This window comes from Geodermatophilus sp. SYSU D00766 (assembly GCF_054049915.1).
Window position 1 is genome coordinate 152,448 of the sequence record NZ_JBJGYI010000002.1, and the last position, 21,575, is coordinate 174,022.

Below are 21,575 nucleotides of genomic sequence, written 5' to 3' on the forward strand. Positions count from 1 at the left end.
CGGCGCCGTCCGGCTAGCGGCCGCGGCGGGCGAGCAGCAGCTCGGCGATCTGCACGGTGTTGAGCGCCGCGCCCTTGCGGAGGTTGTCGTTGCTGACGAACAGCACCAGGCCGTGGTCGCCGTCGACGCTGCGGTCCTGCCGGATGCGGCCGACGTAGCTCGGGTCCTGGCCGGCCGCCTGCAGCGGGGTCGGGACGTCGGTGAGCTGCACGCCCGGCGCGCCGGCGAGCAGCTCGGTGGCCCGGGCGGCGGTCAGCGGGCGGGCGAACTCGACGTTGAGCGACAGGGAGTGCCCGGTGAAGACCGGCACCCGCACGCAGGTGCCGGACACCCGCAGGTCGGGGATGCCGAGGATCTTGCGGCTCTCGTTGCGGAGCTTCTGCTCCTCGTCGGTCTCGGCCGAGCCGTCGTCGACGACGCTGCCGGCCATCGGCAGCACGTTGAAGGCGATGGGGCGGACGTACTTCCGCGGCTCCGGGAAGGCCACCGCCGATCCGTCGTGGGTCAGCTCGGCCGCCTTGTCGACGACGGCCCTGACCTGCGAGTCGAGCTCCTCGACGCCGGCCAGCCCGCTGCCGGAGACCGCCTGGTAGGTGCTGGCGACCACCCGGACCAGCTGCGCCTCGTCGTGCAGCGGCTTGAGCACCGGCATCGCGGCCATGGTGGTGCAGTTCGGGTTGGCGATGATCCCGCGCGGGACCTCGTCGAGCGCCTGCGGGTTGACCTCGGCGACGACGAGCGGCACGTCGGCGTCGCGCCGGAACGCCGAGCTGTTGTCGACGACGGTGACGCCGGCCTCGGCGAACCGCGGTGCCTGGACACGGGAGGTGTCCGCACCGGCGGAGAACAGCGCGACGTCGAGGCCGGTGGGGTCGGCGGTGGCGGCGTCCTCGACGGTGATCTCGCCGGTCCCCCACGGCAGGGTGCTGCCGGCGCTGCGGGCGGAGGCGAAGAAGCGCAGCTCGGCGAGCGGGAAGCGGCGCTCGGCGAGGACCTGGCGCATGACGGCGCCGACCTGGCCGGTGGCGCCGACGATCCCGACGCGGAGCCCGTCACTGGTTGAGGTCATCGTCCGGTCCCTCCGTAGACCACGGCCTGCTCGTCGTCGGTGCCCAGGTCGAAGGCGTCGTGCACCGCGCGGACGGCGACGTCGACGTCGGTGTCGCGGCAGACCACGGAAATGCGGATCTCCGAGGTGCTGATCAGCTCGAGGTTGACGCCGGCGTCGGCCAGGGCGCCGAAGAAGCGGGCCGAGACGCCGGGGTGGCTGCGCATGCCCGCGCCGACCAGGCTGACCTTGCCGATGTGCTGGTCGAAGCGGACGTCGCTGTAGCCGACGGTGTGCTTGACCTTCTCCAGCGCGGCCAGCGCCGTCGGCCCGTCGCTCTTGGGCAGCGTGAAGGAGATGTCGGCGAGCTTGCTGGCCTCGGCCGAGACGTTCTGCACGATCATGTCGATGTTGATCTCGGCGTCGGCGAGGACGCGGAAGATCTGCGCCGCCTCGCCCGGCCGGTCGGGCACGCCGTAGACGGTGATCTTGCCCTCGCTGCGGTCGTGCGCGACGCCGGTGATGATCGCCTGTTCCACGCTGAGGTCCTCCATCGAGCCGGTCACGACGGTGCCGGGGAGCTGTGAGTAGGAGCTGCGGACGTGCACCGGGATGCCGTAGCGGCGGGCGTACTCGACGCAGCGGAGCATGAGCACCTTCGCGCCGGAGGCGGCCAGCTCGAGCATCTCCTCGTAGGTGATGGTGTCCAGCCGGCGGGCGTTGGGGACGATCCGTGGGTCGGCGGTGAAGACGCCGTCGACGTCGGTGTAGATCTCGCAGACGTCGGCGCGCAGGGCCGCGGCGACGGCGACGGCGGTGGTGTCGGAGCCGCCGCGACCGAGCGTGGTGACGTCCTTGGTGTCCTGGCTGACGCCCTGGAACCCGGCCACGATGACGATCGAGCCCTCGTCGAGCGCCGAGCGCAGCCGGCCGGGCGTGACGTCGATGATGCGCGCCTTGCCGTGGCTGGAGGTGGTGATCACCCCCGCCTGAGAGCCGGTGAAGGACCGCGCCTCGTAGCCGTGGGTGTTGATGGCGATGGCCAGCAGCGCCATGGAGATGCGCTCGCCCGCGGTGAGCAGCATGTCCAGCTCGCGGCCGGGCGGGTCGTCGGTGATCTGCGCGGCCTGGTCGAGCAGCTCGTCGGTGGTGTCGCCCATCGCCGAGACGACCACGACGACGTCGTTGCCGGCCTTCTTCTCCGCGACGATGCGCTCGGCCACGCGCTTGATGTGGGCGGCGGAGGCCACGGAGGAGCCACCGTACTTCTGCACGACGAGGGCCACGGGTCCACAGGCTACCGATGTGCCGGCCGGGCACCGGGATCCAGGCAGGCCCGTCCCTTGCGTGCCCCTCCCCGGCGCGATGTGATCACGAGGTGACCGATCCCGCGGAGTGGCTGCTCGGCCCCGAGGAGCGGGGCAACACGGCCACCGACCTGCCGGCCTGGACCGAGGGCAACCTCGCCGTGCCGCTGGTGCACGGGAGCGCCTACTTCGACGCGCTGGTCTCGGCCGTCGAGGTGCTCGACGAGAACGACCACCTGTTCTTCACCGACTGGCGCGGCGACCCCGACGAGGAGCTGCGCCCGGGCGGTCCCACGGTCGCCGAGCTGTTCACGGAGGCGGTGCGCCGCGGGGTGACCGTCCGCGGGCTGGTGTGGCGCTCGCACGTGGACTGGCTGTCGTTCAGCAGCCGGGAGAACCGGGCGCTGGACCGCGAGGTGGAGGACGGCGGCGGCCTGGTCGTGCTCGACCAGCGGGTGCGCCGGATGGGCAGCCACCACCAGAAGCTCGTCGTCTGCCGGCACGACCAGGACGCGACGAAGGACGTCGCCTTCATCGGCGGCATCGACCTGTGCCACAGCCGCCGCGACGACGCCGAGCACCGCGGCGACCCGCAGGCGGTGCCGATGGCCGCCGCGTACGGGCCCACGCCGCCGTGGCACGACGTGCAGCTCATGGTCCGCGGTCCGGCCGTCGCGGCGCTGGACACGGTGTTCCGCGAGCGCTGGGACGACCCCACCGACCCCGACGAGGGCAACCCGATCGCGCACGTGATCGACCGGCTGCGGCGGAGCCGGATGTACGCCGACCGACTGCCCCCGCAGCTGCCCCCGCCCCCGCCGGCCGGGCCGCACCTGGTGCAGAACCTGCGGACCTATCCCGCCGTCCGCCCGCGCTACGACTTCGCCCCCGACGGCGAGCGCTCGATCGCCCGCGGCTACTCCAAGGCGATCAAGCGGGCGCGGCGGCTGATCTACCTCGAGGACCAGTACATGTGGTCCGGCGAGGTCGCGCAGCTGTTCGCCGACGCGCTGGCCGAGCACCCCGACCTGCACCTGGTCGTCGTCGTGCCGCGCGTCCCCGACCAGGACGGGGCGTTCGCGTCGCGGCCGCAGTTCGTCGGCCGGTGGCAGGCGCTGGAGATGTGCCGCCGGGCCGGGCGCGACCGGGTGCACGTCTTCGACGTGGAGAACCACGAGGGCACGCCCGTCTACGTGCACGCGAAGGTGTGCGTGGTCGACGACGTGTGGGCCAGCGTCGGCAGCGACAACTTCAACCGGCGGTCCTGGACGCACGACAGCGAGCTCTCCAGCGCCGTGCTCGACACCACGCTCGACCCCCGGGAGCCGCGCGACCCGGCCGGCACCGGCGACGGCGCGCGCACCTTCGCCCGCGACCTGCGGCTGGTCCTCGCGCGGGAGCACACCGACCGGGCCGGGGACGGCAGCGAGGACGCCGACCTGATTGACCCCGAGGCGTTCGTCGCCACCCTCGAGGCCCAGGCCACCGAGCTCGACGCCTGGCACGAGGGCGGCCGCCGCGGCCCGCGCCCGCGCGGCCGGCTGCGCCACCACGCGCCCGAGCAGCTCTCCCTCGCGACCCGGTTGTGGGCCACGCCGGTGTACCGGCTGGTCGACGACCCCGACGGCCGCCCCCTCCGCCTCCGCCGCCGCGGCGAGTTCTGAGCGCAGTCCCCGCCCCGGCCCCGCGGAGCAGGCGCCGGGCGCACCTGTCCCCCGCTGTGTGGTGTCCGCCACTCGGTAGTGCTCTGCCCCGCGTCTGTGGGCAGAGCGCGAAGGAGCGTCCCGGCACTACCGCACAGCCACTCGTGCTCTGCCCCGCACCTGTGGGCAGAGCACGAGCTTCCACAGGCACACATGGCGACCCGGTCCGGGAGCACCGTCGCTCCACCCTCGACGGGTGACCGAGTTCGACGTGGCCGGCGCCCTGCGCCGTATCCGCAGGACCGCCGACCTCTCACAGCGGGAACTGGCGGCCGCGGCCGGCCTGTCCAAGTCGACGGTCGCGGCGATCGAGGCCGGCACGCGAGGGCTCGACGCCCGGGCGCTGGCCCGCCTGGCGGCCGTGGCCGGGTTGCGGCTCGCGCTGGTGGACGCGGACGGCGCGGAGGTGGCGCCCATGGACGGCGCGGCCGTGCGGGACGGCGGCGGGCGGCGCTTCCCCGCGCACCTCGACACCCGGCACGGCGACGAGGGCTGGTGGCACGGCCCGCACCGGTTCGACCGCGACCCGGTCACCTACACGTTCACCCGCGTCCGGTGGTACCGCGACGAGCTGCGCGGACGCCGCGGCACCCCGGAGGACCACCAGCTGCCGCAGCCGGGGGACGCGCTCCTCGACCGGGCGCGGGCCCGCCGGGCGGCCGCGCGACGGGCCCGGGAGGAGGACCTCGAGCGCCGGCGCGCCGCCGGGCTGCTGCCGCCGCTCGAGGAGTTCCGCTGCGAGTGCCCGCCGGCCTGCGACGACCTGCTCCTGGAGGACCTCCCGCCGGTCCCCGGTCGGCCCGGGCCGCACGCCGACGACTGTGCGTGTTCCTGCGACGTCGGCTGACCCGCTGCTACCGTGGGCCCGTGCGCGGCGACCTCCTGCTTACCCGCCGCGGCGAGGCCCTCTCCTAGGTCGGCCCCCTCGCCGCGGAGATCCCGCCGTGACGTGAGCGCGTCCCCCGGCGCCTGCTGACCGCCCCACAGGAGCGACAGTCCAGCCCGCGCCAGAGGAGTCAGACCACCGTGAGCAGCCCCCAGCACCCGCACGTCCGCAACCCGCAGCGTCCCTCGCAGATGCCGGTGCACCGCTACGCCCCGTTCCAGCCGGTCGACCTGCCCGACCGCACCTGGCCCGACCGGGTCACCACCGTCGCCCCGCGCTGGTGCGCCGTCGACCTGCGCGACGGCAACCAGGCGCTCATCGACCCCATGTCGCCGGACCGCAAGCGGCGGATGTTCGACCTGCTGGTGGGCATGGGCTACAAGGAGATCGAGGTCGGCTTCCCGGCCGCCAGCCAGACCGACTTCGACTTCGTCCGCCAGCTGGTCGAGGACGACCTGGTACCCGACGACGTCACCATCCAGGTGCTCACGCAGGCCCGTGACGAGCTGATCGAGCGCACCTTCGACTCACTGCGCGGCGCGCGGCAGGCGATCGTGCACCTGTACAACTCGACGAGCACGCTGCAGCGCCGCGTCGTCTTCGGCAGCGACCGCGCCGGCATCGTCGACATCGCCGTCCACGGCGCCCAGCTGGTGCGCAAGCTGGCCGAGCAGCTGCGCGACACCGAGGTCCGCTTCGAGTACAGCCCCGAGTCCTTCACCGGCACCGAGCTGGACTTCGCCGTCGAGATCTGCAACGCGGTCACCGACGTGTGGGAGCCCACGCCCGACCGGCCGACGATCCTCAACCTGCCGGCCACCGTGGAGATGGCCGAGCCCACCGTCTACGCCGACCAGGTCGAGTGGATGCACCGCAACCTGGGCCGGCGCGACGCGGTCGTGCTCAGCCTGCACCCGCACAACGACCGCGGCACCGCCGTCGCCGCCGCCGAGCTCGGCTACCGCGCCGGCGCCGACCGCATCGAGGGCTGCCTGTTCGGCAACGGCGAGCGCACCGGCAACGTCGACCTGGTCACCCTGGGCCTGAACCTGTTCAGCCAGGGCATCGACCCGCAGATCGACTTCTCCGACATCGACGAGATCCGCCGCACCGTCGAGTACTGCAACCAGCTCGGCGTGCACGAGCGGCACCCCTACGGCGGCGACCTGGTCTACACCGCCTTCTCCGGCTCCCACCAGGACGCGATCAACAAGGGCTTCCGGGCGCTGGAGGCCGATGCCGCCGCCGCGGGCGTGCCGGTCGACCGGATGCCGTGGGCGGTCCCCTACCTACCGATCGACCCCAAGGACGTCGGCCGCAGCTACGAGGCGGTCATCCGGGTCAACAGCCAGTCCGGCAAGGGCGGCGTCGCCTACATCATGAAGACCGAGCACCAGCTCGACCTGCCCCGCCGGCTGCAGATCGAGTTCAGCGGGGTCATCCAGCGGCACACCGACGACGAGGGCGGCGAGGTCACCGCCCAGCAGATGTGGGCGGCGTTCAGCAGCGAGTACCTGCCCGACCCCGACGCCTCGTGGGGCCGGTTCGCGCTCGCCGGGCACCGCCACCAGGCGCACGGCGAGCAGCTCGACGAGATGGTCGTCGAGCTGGTCGACGGCGGCGTGCCGGTCACCGTCCAGGGGCGCGGCAACGGCCCGATCGCGGCGTTCGTCGACGCGCTGGGCACCCTCGACGTCGACGTCCGCGTCCTCGACTACGCCGAGCACGCGCTGAGCGCCGGCGGCGACGCCCGCGCCGCCGCCTACGTCGAGTGCGCCGTCGGCGAGCGGGTGCTGTGGGGCGTGGGCGTCGACCCGAACATCGTCAGCGCGTCGCTGCGCGCCGTCGTCTCGGCGGTCAACCGCGCCCTGCGGTAGCGGCGGCGTGCGGCCGGCCCGGCGCTCAGCCGGGCCGGCCGGCGGCGGCGCGCGGGTCCTCGGGCGGCGCGTCGCCGGGCTCGTCCCCGCGGTACCGCTCGTCCTGGTGGCCGCCGGCGGCGTACTCGTCGACCAGCAGCAGGTCGCGGCGCACGTGCCGGCGGCGGTAGGCCACCCGGCTGATCAGGTGCGCGCTCACCGGCGCGGTGAGCAGCTGGAAGGCCGCCACCAGCAGCAGCATCCAGGCGTTGGCCCAGCCGTCGAGCCGGATGGCCGCGCCGACCATGACCAGCAGGACGCCGAGCACCTGCGGCTTGGTGCCGGCGTGCATCCGCGACAGCACGTCGGGGAAGCGCACCAGGCCCAGCCCGGCGGTGAGGCACAGCGCCGCGCCGCTCAGCAGGCAGGCGAAGGCGACGACGTCGGCGAGGGCGGTCACCGTGCCTCCCGTTCCTCGGCGGCCACGGGCAGGCCGACGTCGCGTCCGTCGCCGGTGCGCGAGCGCAGCAGCATCCCGCCGATGTAGCGGGCCACCGACACCGAGCCGACGAAGGCCAGCAGGGAGACCACGACCAGCACCGGGACCAGCGTCGGGTCGCGGACCAGCGCGGCGTGCACCGCCAGGCCGGCCGCGATGATCACCAGCAGGGTGTCGGTGGCGACCACCCGGTCCAGCAGCGAGGGACCGCGGGCCAGCCGGTACAGCGCCAGCACCGCTCCCCCGGCGATCATCGCGTACAGCGCGCCGCTGACGACGGTCACGAGGCGAGCACCTGCCTCTCCTCCCGCTCGAGGGCCGTGACGTCCTCGTCCGAGCCGAACGCGCGCACCAGCCGGGTCTCCACCACCAGGACGTGGGCCTTCTTGCGCTCGACGTCGTCGAGGTCGCGCACGGGCAGCAGGTGCAGGGTCATCACCCGGCGCTCCCGGTCGAGGTCGAGCACCAGTGAGCCGGGGACCAGCGAGGTCGCCTCGGCGACCATCGTCAGCAGCAGGTCGGAGTCAGCGCGCAGCTGCACCTGCACGATCGCCGTGCTGCGCACCCCGCCGGGCCGCAGCGCTTGCCAGGCCACCTCGGCGCCGGAGACGGCGAGATCGGCGACGAAGTGCCCCAGGAAGACGAGCAGTGCCAGCGGGCGCACCCGCGTGCCGCCGACGACGTGCGGCAGCGGCAGCAGCACCAGCAGGACCAGGGCGACGACCAGGCCGGAGAGCAGGTTGGCCCACGACCAGGTGCCCCACAGCAGCATCCAGACCAGGACCAGCCAGGCGATCAGCGGGACCTGGTGCCGCAACCGGGTGGCGGCCGGCTCGACGGTCACGGCACCTCCTCCGTCCCGAACACCGCGGTGACGTACGGGGTGCGGTCGATCAGGTCGACCGAGGCCCGGTCGGCGAGGCCGTAGAGCGGCCCGGCCAGCCCGGTCAGGGCCACGGTGAGCGCGACCAGCGCCGTCGTCGCCCCCACCATGGTCCTCGGCAGCGGGCGCAGCGCCCGGACCGCCCCCGCCGCGGGCGGCAGACCCGGCTCGGCCGCGAGCGCGACCGCCGTGTGCCGCCGCCACGCGTCCTGCAGGGCGGTCCGCGGCCGGCCGTCGGGGAACCCGTCGCCCTCCTCGCCGACCCCGTCGCCCTCGTCGCCGCCCTCGTCGCCGCCCTCGTCGCCGGTCTCGCCGTCGGGCCGGCGGCGCGCGGTGGCGTCGGCGGCCGCGGCGGCCGCGGTCTCCTCGGCGGGCGGCTGGCTCGCCGGCCGCCAGAAGGCGCGGGTCCAGACGCGGGCGACGGCCAGCAGCGTCAGCAGGCTGGTCACCACCCCGCCGGCGACCAGCGTGAACGCGAGCACGCTGCCCTCGGCGACGCCGGCCTGCAGCAGTCCCAGCTTGCCGATGAACCCCGACAGCGGCGGGATGCCGGCCAGGTTCATCGCCGGCACGAAGAACAGCACCGCCAGCATCGGGGACCGCCGCGCCAGGCCGCCGAGCCGGTGCACCGACGTCGACCCGCCCTGCCGCTCGACGAGCCCGGCGACCAGGAACAGCGTGGTCTGGATGGCGATGTGGTGGGCGACGTAGAAGACCGCACCGGCGAGCCCGGCCGCCGTCCCGAGGGCGATGCCGAACACCATGTAGCCGATGTGGCTGACCAGGGTGAACGACAGCATCCGGCGCAGGTCGCTCTGCGCGACCGCTCCCAGGATGCCGACCAGCATCGTGGCCAGCGCCGCCCACATGAGCAGCTCGTCGAGCGCCCCGCCGGGGAACAGCAGCGTCTGCGTGCGGATGATCGCGTAGACGCCGACCTTGGTGAGCAGGCCGGCGAACACGGCGGTGACCGGGGCCGGCGCGGTCGGGTAGCTGTCGGGCAGCCACGCCGACAGCGGGAAGACGGCGGCCTTGATGCCGAACGCGATGAGCAGCATCGACTGCAGCAGCAGCTGTGTCCCCTCGGGCAGCTCGCCCAGCCGCACCGCCAGCTGCGCCATGTTCACCGTGCCGGTGGCGGCGTAGACCAGTGCGATCGCGGCGAGGAACAGCAGCGAGCTGGTGAGGCTGACGACGACGTAGGTGATGCCGCCGCGGATGCGCGACGCGGTGCCGCCGAGGGTCAGCAGCACGTAGGAGGCCATCAGCAGGATCTCGAAGCCGACGTAGAGGTTGAACAGGTCGCCGGCGAGGAAGGCGTTGCTCACGCCCGCGACCAGCACCAGGAACGTCGGGTGGAAGATTGACAGCGGCGTCTCCTCCGACCCGTCGGCCGCGCCCTGGCCGACGGCGAAGACGAGCACGCCGAGGGCCACGGTCGAGGCGACCACCAGCATCAGCGCCGAGAGCCGGTCGACGACGAGCACGATGCCGATCGGGACCGGCCAGCCCCCGACCGAGACCGCGCCGGCACCCTCGGCGTCGGCGACGAGCAGCAGGACCACCGACACCGCGAGCACCGCGCTCAGCACCACCAGGCTGAGCGTGCGCTGGAACGTCGGGTGCCCGCTGACCAGCAGCGCACCGGCGGCCCCGAGGAGCGGGAGCAGCACCGGCAGCGGGGCGAGGACCTCGATCACCGCCGTCCGCTCCCCGCGGGCAGGTCGACGTCGTCGGCGATCCCCTCGACGTCCTCGTGCAGGCTGTCGGCGTGCCCGGCGATGCGGTCGTCGGGAGCCAGCTCGTCCGGGTCGAGCTCGTCGGCGTCGGTCCCCCGGCGGGCGGCGACCCGGCGGTCCTCCTCGTCGGTGCCCACGACCTCCTCGCGCACCAGCCGCCAGGACCGGTGGATGATCGCCAGCACGAACGCCGAGACGCCGAAGGTGATGACGATCGCGGTGAGGATCAGCGCCTGCGGCAGCGGGTCGGCGATCTCCCCGGCGTCGGAGTAGCCGAGGATCGGCGCCAGCCCCGCCACGCCGCCGGCCGACAGCAGCAGCAGGTTGGTCGCGTTGCCCAGCAGCACGAAGCCCAGCAGCACGCGGGTGAGGCTGCGGTCGAGCAGCAGGTAGACACCCGCCGCGTAGAGACCGCCGATCATGAGCGGGAACACGATCGTGGGCGTCATCGCAGCACCACCTCACCGGGGTCGAGTTCGACGGGGTCGTCCTGGTCCTCCTGGCGGTCGAGCTCCGCCCCGAGGCTGCGCAGCACGTCGAGCACCAGGCCGACGACGATCAGGTAGACGCCGATGTCGAAGAACAGCGAGGTCACCAGCTTGACGTCGCCGAGCACCGGCAGCGTGGTCTCCAGGATCGCCGTCTGCAGGACGCCGGCCCCCAGCGCCAGGCCGACGACGCCCGTCCCGGCGGCGAGCAGCAGCCCGCCGCCCAGCAGCAGGCCCGGGGCGACCGGCGCGGCCTCGCCCAGCTCGTAGCGCCCGCCGGCCAGGTAGCGCAGCACGAGGGCCAGGCCCGCGACGAGGCCGCCGGCGAACCCGCCGCCGGGCTCGTTGTGCCCGGAGAAGAGCAGGTAGAGCGAGAACACCATGATCGTGTGGAACAGCAGCCGGGTGACCACCTCGAGCACGACCGAGCGCCGGGCGGGGTCCAGCGTCGCGGTGGCGGCCAGCCAGCGGTCCCGCGGCGCGCGGCGTCCGCGCTCCGGCCGCGCGAGCTGCGTGCGGGGCGCGCGCTCCACCCCGCCGGTGCGCCGGCGCAGGAAGACCAGGCTCGCGACGCCGGTCGCGGCGACGACCAGCAGGGAGACCTCGCCGAGGGTGTCCCACGCGCGGATGTCGACCAGGGTGACGTTGACGATGTTCTTGCCGCCGCCGTAGTCGTAGGCCGGCTCGGGGTAGCCCTCCGACACCGGCGCCTGCGTGCGGGCCGACAGCGCGACGGCCCCGGCCGCGGCCGTGAAGGCCCCGACCGCCACCGCGATCACCCCGCGCACGGCGCGCTCGCGCGGGCGGTGCCGCTCGGTGATGTCCTTGGGCAGCTTGCGCAGCACCAGCACGAAGACGACGAGGGTGAGCGTCTCGACGAGGAACTGGGTGAGCGCGAGGTCGGGGGCCCCCTGCAGCGCGAAGACGACGGCGATGCCGTAGCCGGTGACGCCGACGACCAGCACCGCGGACAGGCGCTGCCGGATGCGCAGCGCCAGCACCCCGGCGGTGACCACGACGACCCCGACGACGGCCTGCACCGGGGTGTCCCACGCCCGCCACTGGTCCGGCCACGGTGCGCGGGTGAGCAGCAGGACCCCGGGCAGGGCGAGCACCGCGACGAGGATGGTGCCGAGGTAGGCCGGCAGCGACCCGCGCTGGGTGGTGCCGGTGACCAGCACCGAGAGCCGGTCGATGCCCTGCAGGACGTTCCAGTAGCCCTCGTCGGCCGACGCGCCCACGGCCATCCGCCGCTGCAGGCGCCCCACCGGCCCGCGGAGGGCGAACAGCGCGGCACCGCCGGCGACGGTGAGCGCCGAGAGGGCGAGGGCCGGCTGCCAGCCGTGCCACAGCGCCAGGTGCTCCACCTCCGGGGCGAGCAGCGGCAGCGTGTCGGCGTAGCCGGCGACCAGCCCGTCGAGCAGCGGGCTGGCCGGGCCGAGGACCAGCCCGGTGAGCGACAGCAGCACGGGGGCGGCCAGGAACAGCGGCTCGGGGGCGTGCCCGACCTCGGTGTCGGCGAGCCCCGGCTTGCGGGCGAAGGCACCCCAGACGAAGCGGGCGGTGTAGGCGGCGGTGAGCACCGAGCCCGCCACCAGGCCCACCAGGACGACGAGGGCGGCGGTGCGGTCGGCCAGCCCGCCGTCCAGCAGCGCGGTGAACGCCGCCTCCTTGCCGACGAAGCCCAGCAGCGGCGGCAGGCCGGCCATCGACGCCGCGGCGAGGGTGCCGGCGACGGCGAGCAGCGGCAGCCGCCGGCCCAGCCCCGACAGCCGCGACAGGTCACGGGTGCCGGTGGCGTGGTCGACGACGCCGACGGTGAGGAACAGCGTGGACTTGAACAGCGCGTGGGCCATCGTCATGACCAGCCCGGCGGCGGCCAGCTCCCGGCTGCCCGCGCCGACCAGCGTGACGAGGAAGCCCAGCTGGCTGACCGTGCCGAAGGCGAGCAGCAGCTTGAGGTCCTTCTGCCGCAGCGCCCGGTACCCGCCGACGAGCATGGTGGCCACGCCCATCCCCAGCGCCAGCGGCCGCCAGCCCGGGACGTCGGCCATGGCAGGGGCCAGCCGGGCGACCAGGTAGACGCCGGCCTTCACCATGGCCGCGGCGTGCAGGTAGGCGCTGACCGGCGTGGGCGCCTCCATGGCCGCGGGCAGCCAGAAGTGGAAGGGCACCAGCGCGGACTTGGTGACCGCCCCGGCCAGCACGAGCACCGCGCCCCAGACCATCGCCGAGCCGCTGCCGGGGTCGGCGAGGATCTCCGAGAGCAGGAACGACCCGCTGGCCTGGCCGATGACGATGAGCCCGACCAGCATCGCCAGCCCGCCGGCGGTGGTCAGGACGAGCGCCTGCGACGCGGCCCGGCGGGCGGCCAGCCGCCGTCCCGACCCGCCGATCAGCAGGAACGAGAAGACGGTCGTCAGCTCCCAGAAGACGTACAGGAGCAGCACGTCGTCGGCCAGGACCAGGCCGAGCATGGATCCGGCGAAGGCGGTCAGCGAGCCGGCGAAGCGGCCGGTGCCCTCGTCGTCCGGGGCGAAGTAGCGGGCGCAGTAGACCAGCACCAGCGCCCCGACGCCGGTGACCAGCGCGGCGAAGGTGAGCGCCAGCGCGTCCAGCCGCAGCGCGACGTCGAGGTCGAGCGCGGGGATCCACGGCACCGTCTCGCGGACGTCGTCCCCGGCCAGGACCGTGCGCAGCTGCAGCAGCGTCCAGACGAAGGACGCGGCGGGCACCAGCGCGAGCGCGAGGAAGGCCTGCCGCCCCCACCACCGCACCAGGACGGGCGCCAGCACGCCGGCGATCAGGTGGAGGAGCAACAGAGCGGTCACGTGTCTCCGGGAGTCGATGGCGGCTCGGGGACACCAGGTACGTCGGTCGGACGACGGCGGGCGGTGCCACCAGGCTACCTGCCGGGTCTGACCAGCCCCGACTCGTAGGCGAAGGCCACGGCCTGCACCCGGTCGCGCAGGCCCAGCTTGAGCAGTACCCGGCTCACGTGGGTCTTCACCGTCGCCTCGCCGAGGTAGAGCCGGGCGGCGATCTCGGCGTTGGACAGCCCGGCGGCCACGAGCGCGAGGACGTCGGTCTCCCGCTCGGTCAGCGTCGCCAGCGCGGCCGCCCGGGCCGGGTCCGGCGCCGGGGCCGCGGCGAAGGAGCCGATCACCCGCAGCGTCACCGCCGGGTCGAGCAGGCCCTGCCCGGAGGCGACGGTGCGCACCGCGGTCACCAGGTCCTCCGGCGGGGCGACCTTGAGCAGGAAGCCGCTGACCCCGGCGCGCAGTGCGGCGGTCACGTACTCGTCCTCGTCGAAGGTGGTGAGGACGACGACGCGCGTGGGCAGGCCCGCGGCCAGGATCTGCCGCGCCGCCTCCAGCCCGTCCGTGCCGGGCATGCGGACGTCGAGCAGCACCACGTCGGGCACCAGCTCGGTGACCACCCGGACCCCGGCGGCGCCGTCGGAGGCCTCACCGACCACCTCGATGTCGGGCTCGGCGGCGAGCACCATGCGCAGCCCGGTGCGGATCATCGACTGGTCGTCGACCAGCACCACCCGGATCGTCACGCGCCCACCGCCGCGGGCGGCACGGTCACCGGCGCGGGCACCGGGAAGCCGGCCCGGACCCGGTAGCCCCCGCCGCGCACCGGGCCCACGTGCAGGTCGCCGCCGGCGACGGCGACCCGCTCGCGCATGTGCAGCTGCCCGTGCCCGCCGGGCGCGTGCGGGGTGGGCTCGACCCGCGGCCGGCCGTCGTCGGTCACGGTGACCGTCACCCGCCCCGGCGTCCAGGCCACCTCCACCCGGGTGGCCGCGGCGCCGGCGTGCCGGACGACGTTGGACAGCGCCTCCTGCACCACCCGCACCGCCGAGACGTCGACCAGCGGCGGCAGCTCGGCCGGCTCGCCGGTGACGACCAGCTCGACCGGCATCCCGCCGGCGCGCAGCTCGGCGAGGACGGCGTCGATGCGGGCCAGCGAGGGCTGCGGCGCGGGGTCCCCGGTGGAGCCCTCCCGCAGGATGCCGACGACGCGGCGCATCTCGTCGACCGACTCCCGGCCCAGCCGCTCCAGGCCCAGCAGCACGTCCTGCGCCTCGGGGTGGTCGGGCAGCAGCCGGCGCAGGCCGCCCATCTGCAGCACCATGACGCTCACCGCGTGGGCGACGGAGTCGTGCACCTCGCGGGCGATGCGGGCGCGCTCGGCGGTGGTGGCCGCCGCGGCGACCGCCTCCTGCTGCTCGGCCAGCCGGGCGGCGAGCACCTGCAGCTCGCGGGCGCGCTCGTGGGACTGCCGCACCAGCGCCCCCACGCCCCAGGCGGTGCCGGTGACGAGGACGTAGAAGACGCTCTCCCAGGTCGAGGGCCCCAGCAGCACGCCCGCGAGGACGACGACGAGCGACGAGACCACCGCGACGCGCAGCCCCCGCGCGGCCGGCAGCACGGCGGCGGCGTGGCCGATCAGCACGGCCATCGCGATGAGCTGGGCGCCGCCGGGCCCGGGGGTGCCCAGCGCGTAGTTGCCGAGCACGCACAGCGCGCCGGCCACCGCCGTGGCCACGGGCCGGCGCGCGCACACGGCCACCAGCCCGCCCACGACGACGCCGGGCGCGACGGTGACCAGCGGGAAGTCGTAGGTCTCGTCGATCGCGTTCTCCACGACCGACAGCAGCGCCAGCAGCAGCCCGAGGACCGGCCAGACGAGGCGGCGGGTGGCGGGAGAGGAGGACCAGCGGGGCACGGCGAGCACGCTAGGTGCCGCCGGGGTCGCCCGGGATCACCCACGCGGCCGATGGACGGGGCCGTCGCCTCCCCCGTGCGACGGAGGACGGTCGGTCCGCCGGGACGGACGTGCGGCGCGTCCCGTCGCCAGCAGAGTCCTCGCCGACGCACCGACCGATGCGGTGCCCCAACCGACGAGGAACGATGACCACCTCCCCGCTCCCCACCCGCTCCCCCGTCACCGGCCCGGCCGAGCACCCGGTCCGCAGCGCGGGCTCGACGATGCTCACCCTCGCCGGCGGCGCGCTGGTCGCGGGCTCGCTGCTCTACGTGGCGGGCCTGGCCACCTCGCCCCCGGCGGACTCGATGGCCGACGCCGACTACATCGCGTCCCTGGCCCGCGACGAGGGTCAGACGGCGCTGTCGGCGCTGCTGCTGCACTACGGCAACATGGCCCTCGGCCTGGCGTGGCTGGCCGCCCCGGCGCTCGTCCGCGGCCGCCGGGGCCGGGTGCCGACGATCGTCGGCGCGCTGATGTCGGCGATCGGCCTGGTCACGGTGACCGGCCTGGTCCTCTACGACTTCTGGACCGGCGGCATCGGCCGCGAGCTGCCCGCCGACACCGCGCTGGCGCTGTTCTCGTCCGTGCAGGGCCAGGCGGCCGTCGGCGTCGTCGGGACCGTGACGCTGTTCGGCCTGCTCGGCCCGCTGGTCGGCTACGCGGGCCTGGCCCGGGCCGGCGTCATCGGCTGGTGGGTGCTGCTCCCGGCCGTGGCGGCACTGGTCGCCTCCGCGGTGCTGACCTTCACCCCGCTGCTCTACGCCGGCTTCGCGCTGGTCGGTGCGGTGCCGGCCGTCGTCGTCGGGCTGCGGATGCTGCAGCGCCGCCGCGCCGAGGCCGCCGTCGCCGCCTGATCCACGATCAGGTCACCTGATCCCGCTGCGTCCTGGCTCACCGTGGGAGGTGAGCCAGGACGCACTGCGGTGAGCCAGGACGCACCGCGGTGAGCCAGGACGTGCTGGGGAGGACGGGCGGGCGCGGTCAGCCCTCGGCGAGCTCCGCGGCGGCCAGCCAGTCGGTCTCGACCTGCTCCTTCTCCGCGAGCAGGTCGCGCAGCCGGGCGTCGAGCTCCATCACCCGCGCGTGGTCGGTGGCCGCGGCCGCGAGGTCGGCGTGCAGCCGCTCCTCGTCGCTGCTCAGCCGCTCGAGCCGCCGCTCGAGCCGGGCGGCCTCCTTGCGGGCGGCCCGCACCTCGGCCGCCGAGGGACCCGCCGGCGCCGGTGCCGCGGCCGGCGTCGGGCCGGCCGCCGCCGAGGGCAGCGCGGCCTCACCGGCGGCCCGGCGGGCCAGGTACTCCTCCACGCCGCCGGGGAGCGCCGCCAGCGAGCCGTCGCCCATGAGCGCCACCACCGAGTCGCACACCCGGTCGACGAAGTACCGGTCGTGACTGACCACGAGCACGGTGCCGGGGAAGGAGTCGAGCAGGTCCTCGAGCTGGGTGAGCGTGTCGATGTCGAGGTCGTTGGTCGGCTCGTCGAGCAGCAGCACGTTGGGCTCGGCCATGAGCAGCCGCAGCAGCTGCAGCCGGCGCCGCTCGCCGCCGGAGAGGTCGCCGACCGGCGTCCACTGCCGCGACGCCGGGAACCCGAACCGCTCGGCCAGCGACGACGCCGAGATCTCCTGCCGCCCGATGCGGGCGATCCGGGCGATCTCCTGCACCGCCTCGAGCACCCGCAGCCGCCCGGGCAGCTCGGTCACGTGCTGGGACAGGTAGGCCGGTGCCACCGTCTGCCCGCGCACCACCCGGCCGCGGTCGGGCTCGACCTCCCCGACCAGCAGCCGCAGCAGCGACGTCTTCCCCGCGCCGTTCACCCCGACGACGCCGATCCGGTCCCCGGGCCCGACGTGCCAGGTGAGGTCGTCGAACAGGACCCGCGGGCCGGTGTCGGTGGGCACCGCGTAGTCGACGTCCTCGACGTCGTAGACCGTCCGCCCGAGCCGGCGGGCGGCGAAGCCCTTGAGCGCCATGGTCTCCCGCGGCGGCGGCTCGTCGGCGATCAGCGCCTCGGCGGCCTCGATGCGGAACCGCGGCTTGCTGGTGCGCGCCGGCGGCCCGCGGCGCAGCCAGGCCAGCTCCTTGCGCACCAGGTTGAGCCGCTTCTCCTCGGTGGCCGCCGCGACCCGCGCCCGCTCCGCGCGGGCCAGCGTGTAGGCCGCGTAGCCGCCCTCGTAGGAGTGCACCGCGCCGTCGGCGACCTCCCAGGTCTGCGTGCAGACCTCGTCGAGGAACCACCGGTCGTGGGTGACGACGACCAGCGCCCCGACGCGCCGCTTCACGAAGTCGGCCAGCCACGCGACGCCCTCGACGTCGAGGTGGTTGGTCGGCTCGTCGAGCACCAGCAGGTCCAGCGGCCGGATGAGCTGCGCGGCCAGCGCGACCCGCCGCCGCTCGCCGCCGGACATGGGCGCGACGGGTGAGTCGAGGCCGAGCCGGTCGAGCTCCAGGCCGGTCAGGACGCTGCGGACGGCGGGGTCGGCGGCCCACTCGTGCTCGGCGGCGAACAGGCTGGCCGGCAGCACGACGTCGCGGACGGTCTCCCCGGGCGGCAGCGACCCGGACTGGTCGAGGACGCCGACGGCGAGGTCGCCGCGCCGGGTGACCCGCCCGCCGTCGGGCTCCTCGCGGCCGGTGAGGACGCCGAGCAGCGTGGACTTGCCGCTGCCGTTGCGCCCGACGACGCCGATGCGCTCCCCGGCCGCGACACCGAGGGAGACGTCGTCGAGCAGCACGGTGGTGCCGTGGGCCTTGGAGACCCGCTCGAGCGCGAGCAGGTTCAGCGGGGCGCTCACCGGCGGGTCCAGGTCATCAGGGAGCCAGTATCCCCGGGCCGGGGGACCGCCCGGCGCGTGGCCGCTAGTGGACCCCAAGGCCGTCGCAAGTCGCGTCCGGAGAGTCGGTCCCAGCACACCCCGGGGCACCCGGGGCGGACGAGCGGAGGACGACATGAGCATGACGGCAGCGGCTCCCCACGCGGCGATCCCGGCCCCGGCGACCCCCCGTCTGCGGGCGGTGCCGCCGCTGGTCGAGCCCGCCCCCGAGACGACGGCGCTGTGGTGGGCGCGGCTGCTGCGCCGCGGTCCCGGCCCGGTCGAGTACTCGCTGGTCGCCGTCAACTCCGACCGCTTCCCCGACGGCACGCCGGTCGACATGACCGCCGTCGACGCCCGCGGCCGCCGTCCCGCCGGCTGGCAGGTCGACGTGCGGCACCGCGCCGCCGACGGCCGCGTGGTCCGCATCGACGTCGCCGAGGAGATCTCCGACCGCTGCCCGCCGATGTGGTTCGCCGAGGTCCACCACGCGTCCTCCCCGGTGCCCTGCACCTCCCTGCTGGCCTTCCGCGGCACCGCCTTCCGGCCCGGCGCGCTGGTGGGCCTGCACGAGGTGGCCGCCGCCGGCGTCGCCCCCACCGACCGCATCGCCGAGGTCCGCTGGTGGACCCGCTCGGGCCTGGTCGACGACGTGACCGTCGAGCCGGTGTACCGCCGCCGGGGCGTGGCCCAGACCCTGCTCACCGCCGCCGAGGGGCTGCGGTTCCTGCGCGGCTGGGCGCCGCTGCGCTCCGACGGCCGGCTGACCGACGCCGGTGCCGACTGGCTGGAGCAGGCTCCCCCCGCCTGGCGGCCCCGGCTGGCCGAGCGCAGCGAGGTGCTGCCCGACGCCGACGCCGAGGAGGAGCTGACCGGGGTCGCGCGCCTGCTGCGCTGACCCGTGGGCCCCGATCGGTCGACCTGCAAGAAGGTCGTGCCCCGCCTATCGTCCGGGGAGTGCGCCTCCCCGCGGTGACCTGGTCGTCCGTCGAGCGCCGGGCGCGCACCGTCCCCGGCGGGCCGGTCACCCGGTCCGGCGGCGACGACGGCCTGAGGCTGCGCGGGCTGGTCACCGACTCGCGGCGGGTCGTCCCCGGCTGCCTGTTCGCCTGCGTGCGGGGTGCGGCCAGCGACGGGCACCGGTGGGCCGCGGCGGCCGCCCGGGCGGGCGCGGCGGCCCTGGTGACCGACCGGCCGGTCGAGGTGGCCCTGCCCACGCTGTCGGTCCCCTCGGTGCGGGCCTGGCTCGGGCCGCTGGGCGCGCTGCTGGCCGGTGACCCCGCCGACGCGCTGGGGCTGGTCGGCGTCACCGGCAGCAACGGCAAGACCACGACCAGCACGCTGGTCGGCGGCGTCCTCGATGCCGGCGGCACCTGCACGGGCGTCGTCGGCACGCTGGGCGCGCGGGTGGGCGCCCGCACGCGCCGCACCCCCCTGACCACCCCCGAGGCCCCCGAGCTGCACGAGCTGCTGCGCTGGATGGTCGACGCCGGCGCCCGGCGGGCCGTGGTGGAGGCCTCCTCCATCGCGCTGGACATGGGCCGCATCGACGGCCTGCGCTTCGCCGTCGCCGTCTTCACCGGCTTCGAGGAGGACCACCTCGACCACCACGGCACCATCGAGCACTACTGGGCCAGCAAGGCCCGGCTGTTCGAGCGGGACCGGTCGTCCGCCGGGGTGGTCGTCGTCGACGACCCCTGGGGACGCCGGCTGGCCGAGCAGGCGCCGGTGCCGGTGACACGCGTGGGGACGGCGGAGGACGCCGACGTCCGGGTGCTCGGCTGGCGCACCGGGGCGGCCGGCACGGAGGTCCTGATCGGCGACGACACCGGCGGGCACCGGGTGTCCAGCCCGCTGGTGGGCCGGGTGCACGTGACCAACCTGGCCGCGGCGTGGGCGACCGGGCGGGCCCTGGGCGTCCCGGCCGACGCCGTCGCCGCGGGCCTGGCCGCCACCACCCCGCCGCGCGGACGCAACACGGTGCTCGGCGGGTCCGGGCGGCCGGTCGTCGTCGTGGACTACGCGCACACCCCGCGCGCCCTGGCCGCGGCCGTCGCGACCGCCCGGGACCTGTGCGGCCCCGGCGGGCGGCTGCACCTGGTGCTCGGCGCCCGGGGCTGCCGCGACCGCTACAAGCGGCAGGGGCTGGGCGAGTCCGCCCGGGCCGCCGACGTGGTCTGGCTGACCAACGAGGGCAGCCACGGCGAGGACCCCGCGGCGATCATCGGCGAGCTGCGGATCGGCCTGCTCGGGGGCACCGCCGCCGTCCGGACGGTGCCCGACCGGCGGGCGGCGATCCACGCGGCGGTCCGCGCGGCCGGCCCGGCCGACGTCGTCCTCGTCGTCGGCCGCGGGCACGAGACGCGGATGCTCGACACCACCGACCCGCGCGACGCCGTCCACCTGGACGACGCCGAGGTCGCCAACACCGCGCTCATCGTCGAGCACGGCCCGCCGGCCGCGGCGGACGAGGACGAGCTCGCCTCCTGACCCGCGACGCGGGAACACAGCGGGCCCGTCCGGTGCTACGGTCGCCACCAGTTGAACACTCAACCAGGAGGCCGGCCATGCCCGCCGTCACCGTCGAGGACACCACCACCCTCCCCCGTGTCCCGCTGCCCGCCCCACGCACCGTCCGCCGCCGGACGCGCACGGTGACCACGGCGCCGTCGGGCCTCGAGGGCGAGGGCTTCCCCGTGCGCCGCGCGTTCGCTGGGGTGGACCTGCGCGACCTCGACCCGTTCCTGCACATGGACCAGATGGGTGAGGTCGAGTACGCCCCCGGTGAGCCCAAGGGCACCTCCTGGCACCCGCACCGCGGCTTCGAGACCGTCACCTACATCATCGACGGCACCTTCGAGCACGCCGACTCCCACGGCGGCGGTGGGACGATCAGCAACGGCGACACCCAGTGGATGACCGCCGGCGGTGGTGTGCTGCACATCGAGCGGCCCCCGGAGGCGCTGGTCGCCAGCGGCGGCCTGTTCCACGGCCTGCAGCTGTGGGTGAACCTGCCGCGGGCGCAGAAGTGGGTCGAGCCGCGCTACCAGGACCTGCGCGCGCGGGAGTCGGTGCTGCTGGCCAGCCCCGACGCCGGCGCCCTGGTGCGGGTCATCGCCGGCGACGTCGGCGGGCACACCGGCCCGGGCTCCACCTACACGCCCATGGCGATGGTGCACGCGACGGTCGCGCCGGGCGCCGTCCTCGACCTGCCGTGGCGGCCGGACTTCAACGCGCTGGTCTACGTGCTCTCCGGCGCGGGCTCGGTGGGCATCGACGGGGCGCCGGTGCGCACCGGGCAACTGGCCGTCCTCGGCCCCGGCGACACCGTGACCGTCCGCGGCGCGGTGCACCAGGAGTCGCGGACGCCGGCGCTCGACGTCGTCGTCCTGGGCGGCCGGCCGATCCGCGAGCCGATCGCGATGTACGGCCCGTTCGTGATGAACACCCGCCAGGAGCTGGTCGAGGCCTTCGACGACTTCCGCGCCGGGCGGCTCGGCTCGGTCCCGGCGGTCCACTCCTCCTCCCCCGCCGTCCCGCACGCCGGGGTCCACGGCGAGGCCGGACAGGAGTAGGAAG

General features: G+C 75.2%; 18 protein-coding genes. 7 read left to right on the forward strand and 11 right to left on the reverse strand.

Features of this window, described 5'->3' with window-relative positions; translation table 11 throughout:
- Positions 1 to 13: 13 nt before the first annotated feature.
- Both ACI8AD_RS02705 and ACI8AD_RS02710 read right to left on the reverse strand, forming a co-directional pair.
- Positions 14 to 1,069 carry an aspartate-semialdehyde dehydrogenase gene (locus ACI8AD_RS02705; protein ID WP_456869019.1) on the reverse strand — a complete coding sequence of 352 codons (1,056 nt, stop codon included), beginning with the start codon at positions 1,067 to 1,069 and terminating at the stop codon, positions 14 to 16.
- Positions 1,066 to 2,334 carry an aspartate kinase gene (locus ACI8AD_RS02710; protein WP_456869020.1) on the reverse strand — a complete coding sequence of 423 codons (1,269 nt, stop codon included), beginning with the start codon at positions 2,332 to 2,334 and terminating at the stop codon, positions 1,066 to 1,068. The genes ACI8AD_RS02705 and ACI8AD_RS02710 overlap by 4 nt, the downstream gene beginning before the upstream one ends.
- 92 nt (positions 2,335 to 2,426) lie before the next feature.
- On the opposite strand from ACI8AD_RS02710, the gene ACI8AD_RS02715 reads away from it, so the two are divergent.
- The 3 genes from ACI8AD_RS02715 to leuA all read left to right on the forward strand — a co-directional run bounded on the left by ACI8AD_RS02715 (position 2,427) and on the right by leuA (position 6,821).
- The gene (locus ACI8AD_RS02715; RefSeq protein ID WP_456869021.1) at positions 2,427 to 4,019 is read left to right on the forward strand and encodes a phospholipase D family protein; all 1,593 of its coding nucleotides are present in this window, start codon (positions 2,427 to 2,429) and stop codon (positions 4,017 to 4,019) included.
- A gap of 235 nt (positions 4,020 to 4,254) precedes the next feature.
- Complete coding sequence (locus ACI8AD_RS02720) at positions 4,255 to 4,905, forward strand: helix-turn-helix domain-containing protein (protein ID WP_456869022.1); 651 nt, start codon at positions 4,255 to 4,257, stop codon at positions 4,903 to 4,905.
- Between the two features lie 179 nt (positions 4,906 to 5,084).
- Positions 5,085 to 6,821 carry a 2-isopropylmalate synthase gene (leuA, locus tag ACI8AD_RS02725; protein WP_456869023.1) on the forward strand — a complete coding sequence of 579 codons (1,737 nt, stop codon included), beginning with the start codon at positions 5,085 to 5,087 and terminating at the stop codon, positions 6,819 to 6,821.
- A 25-nt stretch (positions 6,822 to 6,846) separates the two neighbouring features.
- Here leuA and mnhG read toward each other — a convergent pair whose 3' ends face one another.
- The 8 genes from mnhG to ACI8AD_RS02765 form a co-directional block, all read right to left on the reverse strand.
- A complete protein-coding gene (gene mnhG, locus ACI8AD_RS02730) occupies positions 6,847 to 7,260 on the reverse strand; it encodes a monovalent cation/H(+) antiporter subunit G (RefSeq protein WP_456869024.1) in 414 nt (137 codons plus the stop codon).
- On the reverse strand, positions 7,257 to 7,583 hold the full coding sequence (locus ACI8AD_RS02735; protein WP_456869025.1) for a monovalent cation/H+ antiporter complex subunit F: 327 nt from the start codon (positions 7,581 to 7,583) through the stop codon (positions 7,257 to 7,259). Before ACI8AD_RS02735 ends, mnhG begins: the two co-directional genes overlap by 4 nt.
- Complete coding sequence (locus ACI8AD_RS02740; RefSeq protein ID WP_456869026.1) at positions 7,580 to 8,143, reverse strand: Na+/H+ antiporter subunit E; 564 nt, start codon at positions 8,141 to 8,143, stop codon at positions 7,580 to 7,582. Before ACI8AD_RS02740 ends, ACI8AD_RS02735 begins: the two co-directional genes overlap by 4 nt.
- A complete protein-coding gene (locus ACI8AD_RS02745) occupies positions 8,140 to 9,882 on the reverse strand; it encodes a Na+/H+ antiporter subunit D (RefSeq protein WP_456869027.1) in 1,743 nt (580 codons plus the stop codon). Before ACI8AD_RS02745 ends, ACI8AD_RS02740 begins: the two co-directional genes overlap by 4 nt.
- Positions 9,879 to 10,370, reverse strand: a complete 492-nt coding sequence (locus ACI8AD_RS02750; protein ID WP_456869028.1) for a Na(+)/H(+) antiporter subunit C — start codon at positions 10,368 to 10,370, stop codon at positions 9,879 to 9,881. Before ACI8AD_RS02750 ends, ACI8AD_RS02745 begins: the two co-directional genes overlap by 4 nt.
- A complete protein-coding gene (locus ACI8AD_RS02755) occupies positions 10,367 to 13,240 on the reverse strand; it encodes a Na+/H+ antiporter subunit A (protein WP_456869029.1) in 2,874 nt (957 codons plus the stop codon). Before ACI8AD_RS02755 ends, ACI8AD_RS02750 begins: the two co-directional genes overlap by 4 nt.
- Positions 13,241 to 13,314: 74 nt before the next feature.
- On the reverse strand, positions 13,315 to 13,974 hold the full coding sequence (locus ACI8AD_RS02760) for a response regulator (protein ID WP_456869030.1): 660 nt from the start codon (positions 13,972 to 13,974) through the stop codon (positions 13,315 to 13,317).
- Positions 13,971 to 15,146, reverse strand: coding sequence for a sensor histidine kinase (locus ACI8AD_RS02765; protein ID WP_456869031.1), 1,176 nt, complete (start codon positions 15,144 to 15,146; stop codon positions 13,971 to 13,973). Before ACI8AD_RS02765 ends, ACI8AD_RS02760 begins: the two co-directional genes overlap by 4 nt.
- Positions 15,147 to 15,331: 185 nt before the next feature.
- Here ACI8AD_RS02765 and ACI8AD_RS02770 point away from each other — a divergent pair, with 185 nt between their 5' ends.
- Positions 15,332 to 16,042 carry a hypothetical protein gene (locus ACI8AD_RS02770; RefSeq protein WP_456869032.1) on the forward strand — a complete coding sequence of 237 codons (711 nt, stop codon included), beginning with the start codon at positions 15,332 to 15,334 and terminating at the stop codon, positions 16,040 to 16,042.
- 127 nt (positions 16,043 to 16,169) lie between these two features.
- Here the strand turns inward: ACI8AD_RS02770 and ACI8AD_RS02775 are convergent, their stop codons facing one another.
- Entirely contained in the window at positions 16,170 to 17,978 is a 1,809-nt protein-coding gene (locus ACI8AD_RS02775) for an ABC-F family ATP-binding cassette domain-containing protein (protein WP_456869033.1), read from the reverse strand.
- A 154-nt stretch (positions 17,979 to 18,132) separates the two neighbouring features.
- Here ACI8AD_RS02775 and ACI8AD_RS02780 point away from each other — a divergent pair, with 154 nt between their 5' ends.
- The 3 genes from ACI8AD_RS02780 (at position 18,133) to ACI8AD_RS02790 (ending at position 21,571) form a co-directional block, all read left to right on the forward strand.
- Positions 18,133 to 18,894, forward strand: a complete 762-nt coding sequence (locus tag ACI8AD_RS02780) for a hypothetical protein (RefSeq protein ID WP_456869034.1) — start codon at positions 18,133 to 18,135, stop codon at positions 18,892 to 18,894.
- Between the two features lie 59 nt (positions 18,895 to 18,953).
- A complete protein-coding gene (locus tag ACI8AD_RS02785; RefSeq protein WP_456869035.1) occupies positions 18,954 to 20,486 on the forward strand; it encodes a Mur ligase family protein in 1,533 nt (510 codons plus the stop codon).
- 77 nt (positions 20,487 to 20,563) lie between these two features.
- Positions 20,564 to 21,571: a pirin family protein gene (locus ACI8AD_RS02790; protein WP_456869036.1), complete on the forward strand. Its 1,008-nt coding sequence runs from the start codon at positions 20,564 to 20,566 to the stop codon at positions 21,569 to 21,571.
- The last annotated feature ends 4 nt before the right edge of the window (positions 21,572 to 21,575 follow it).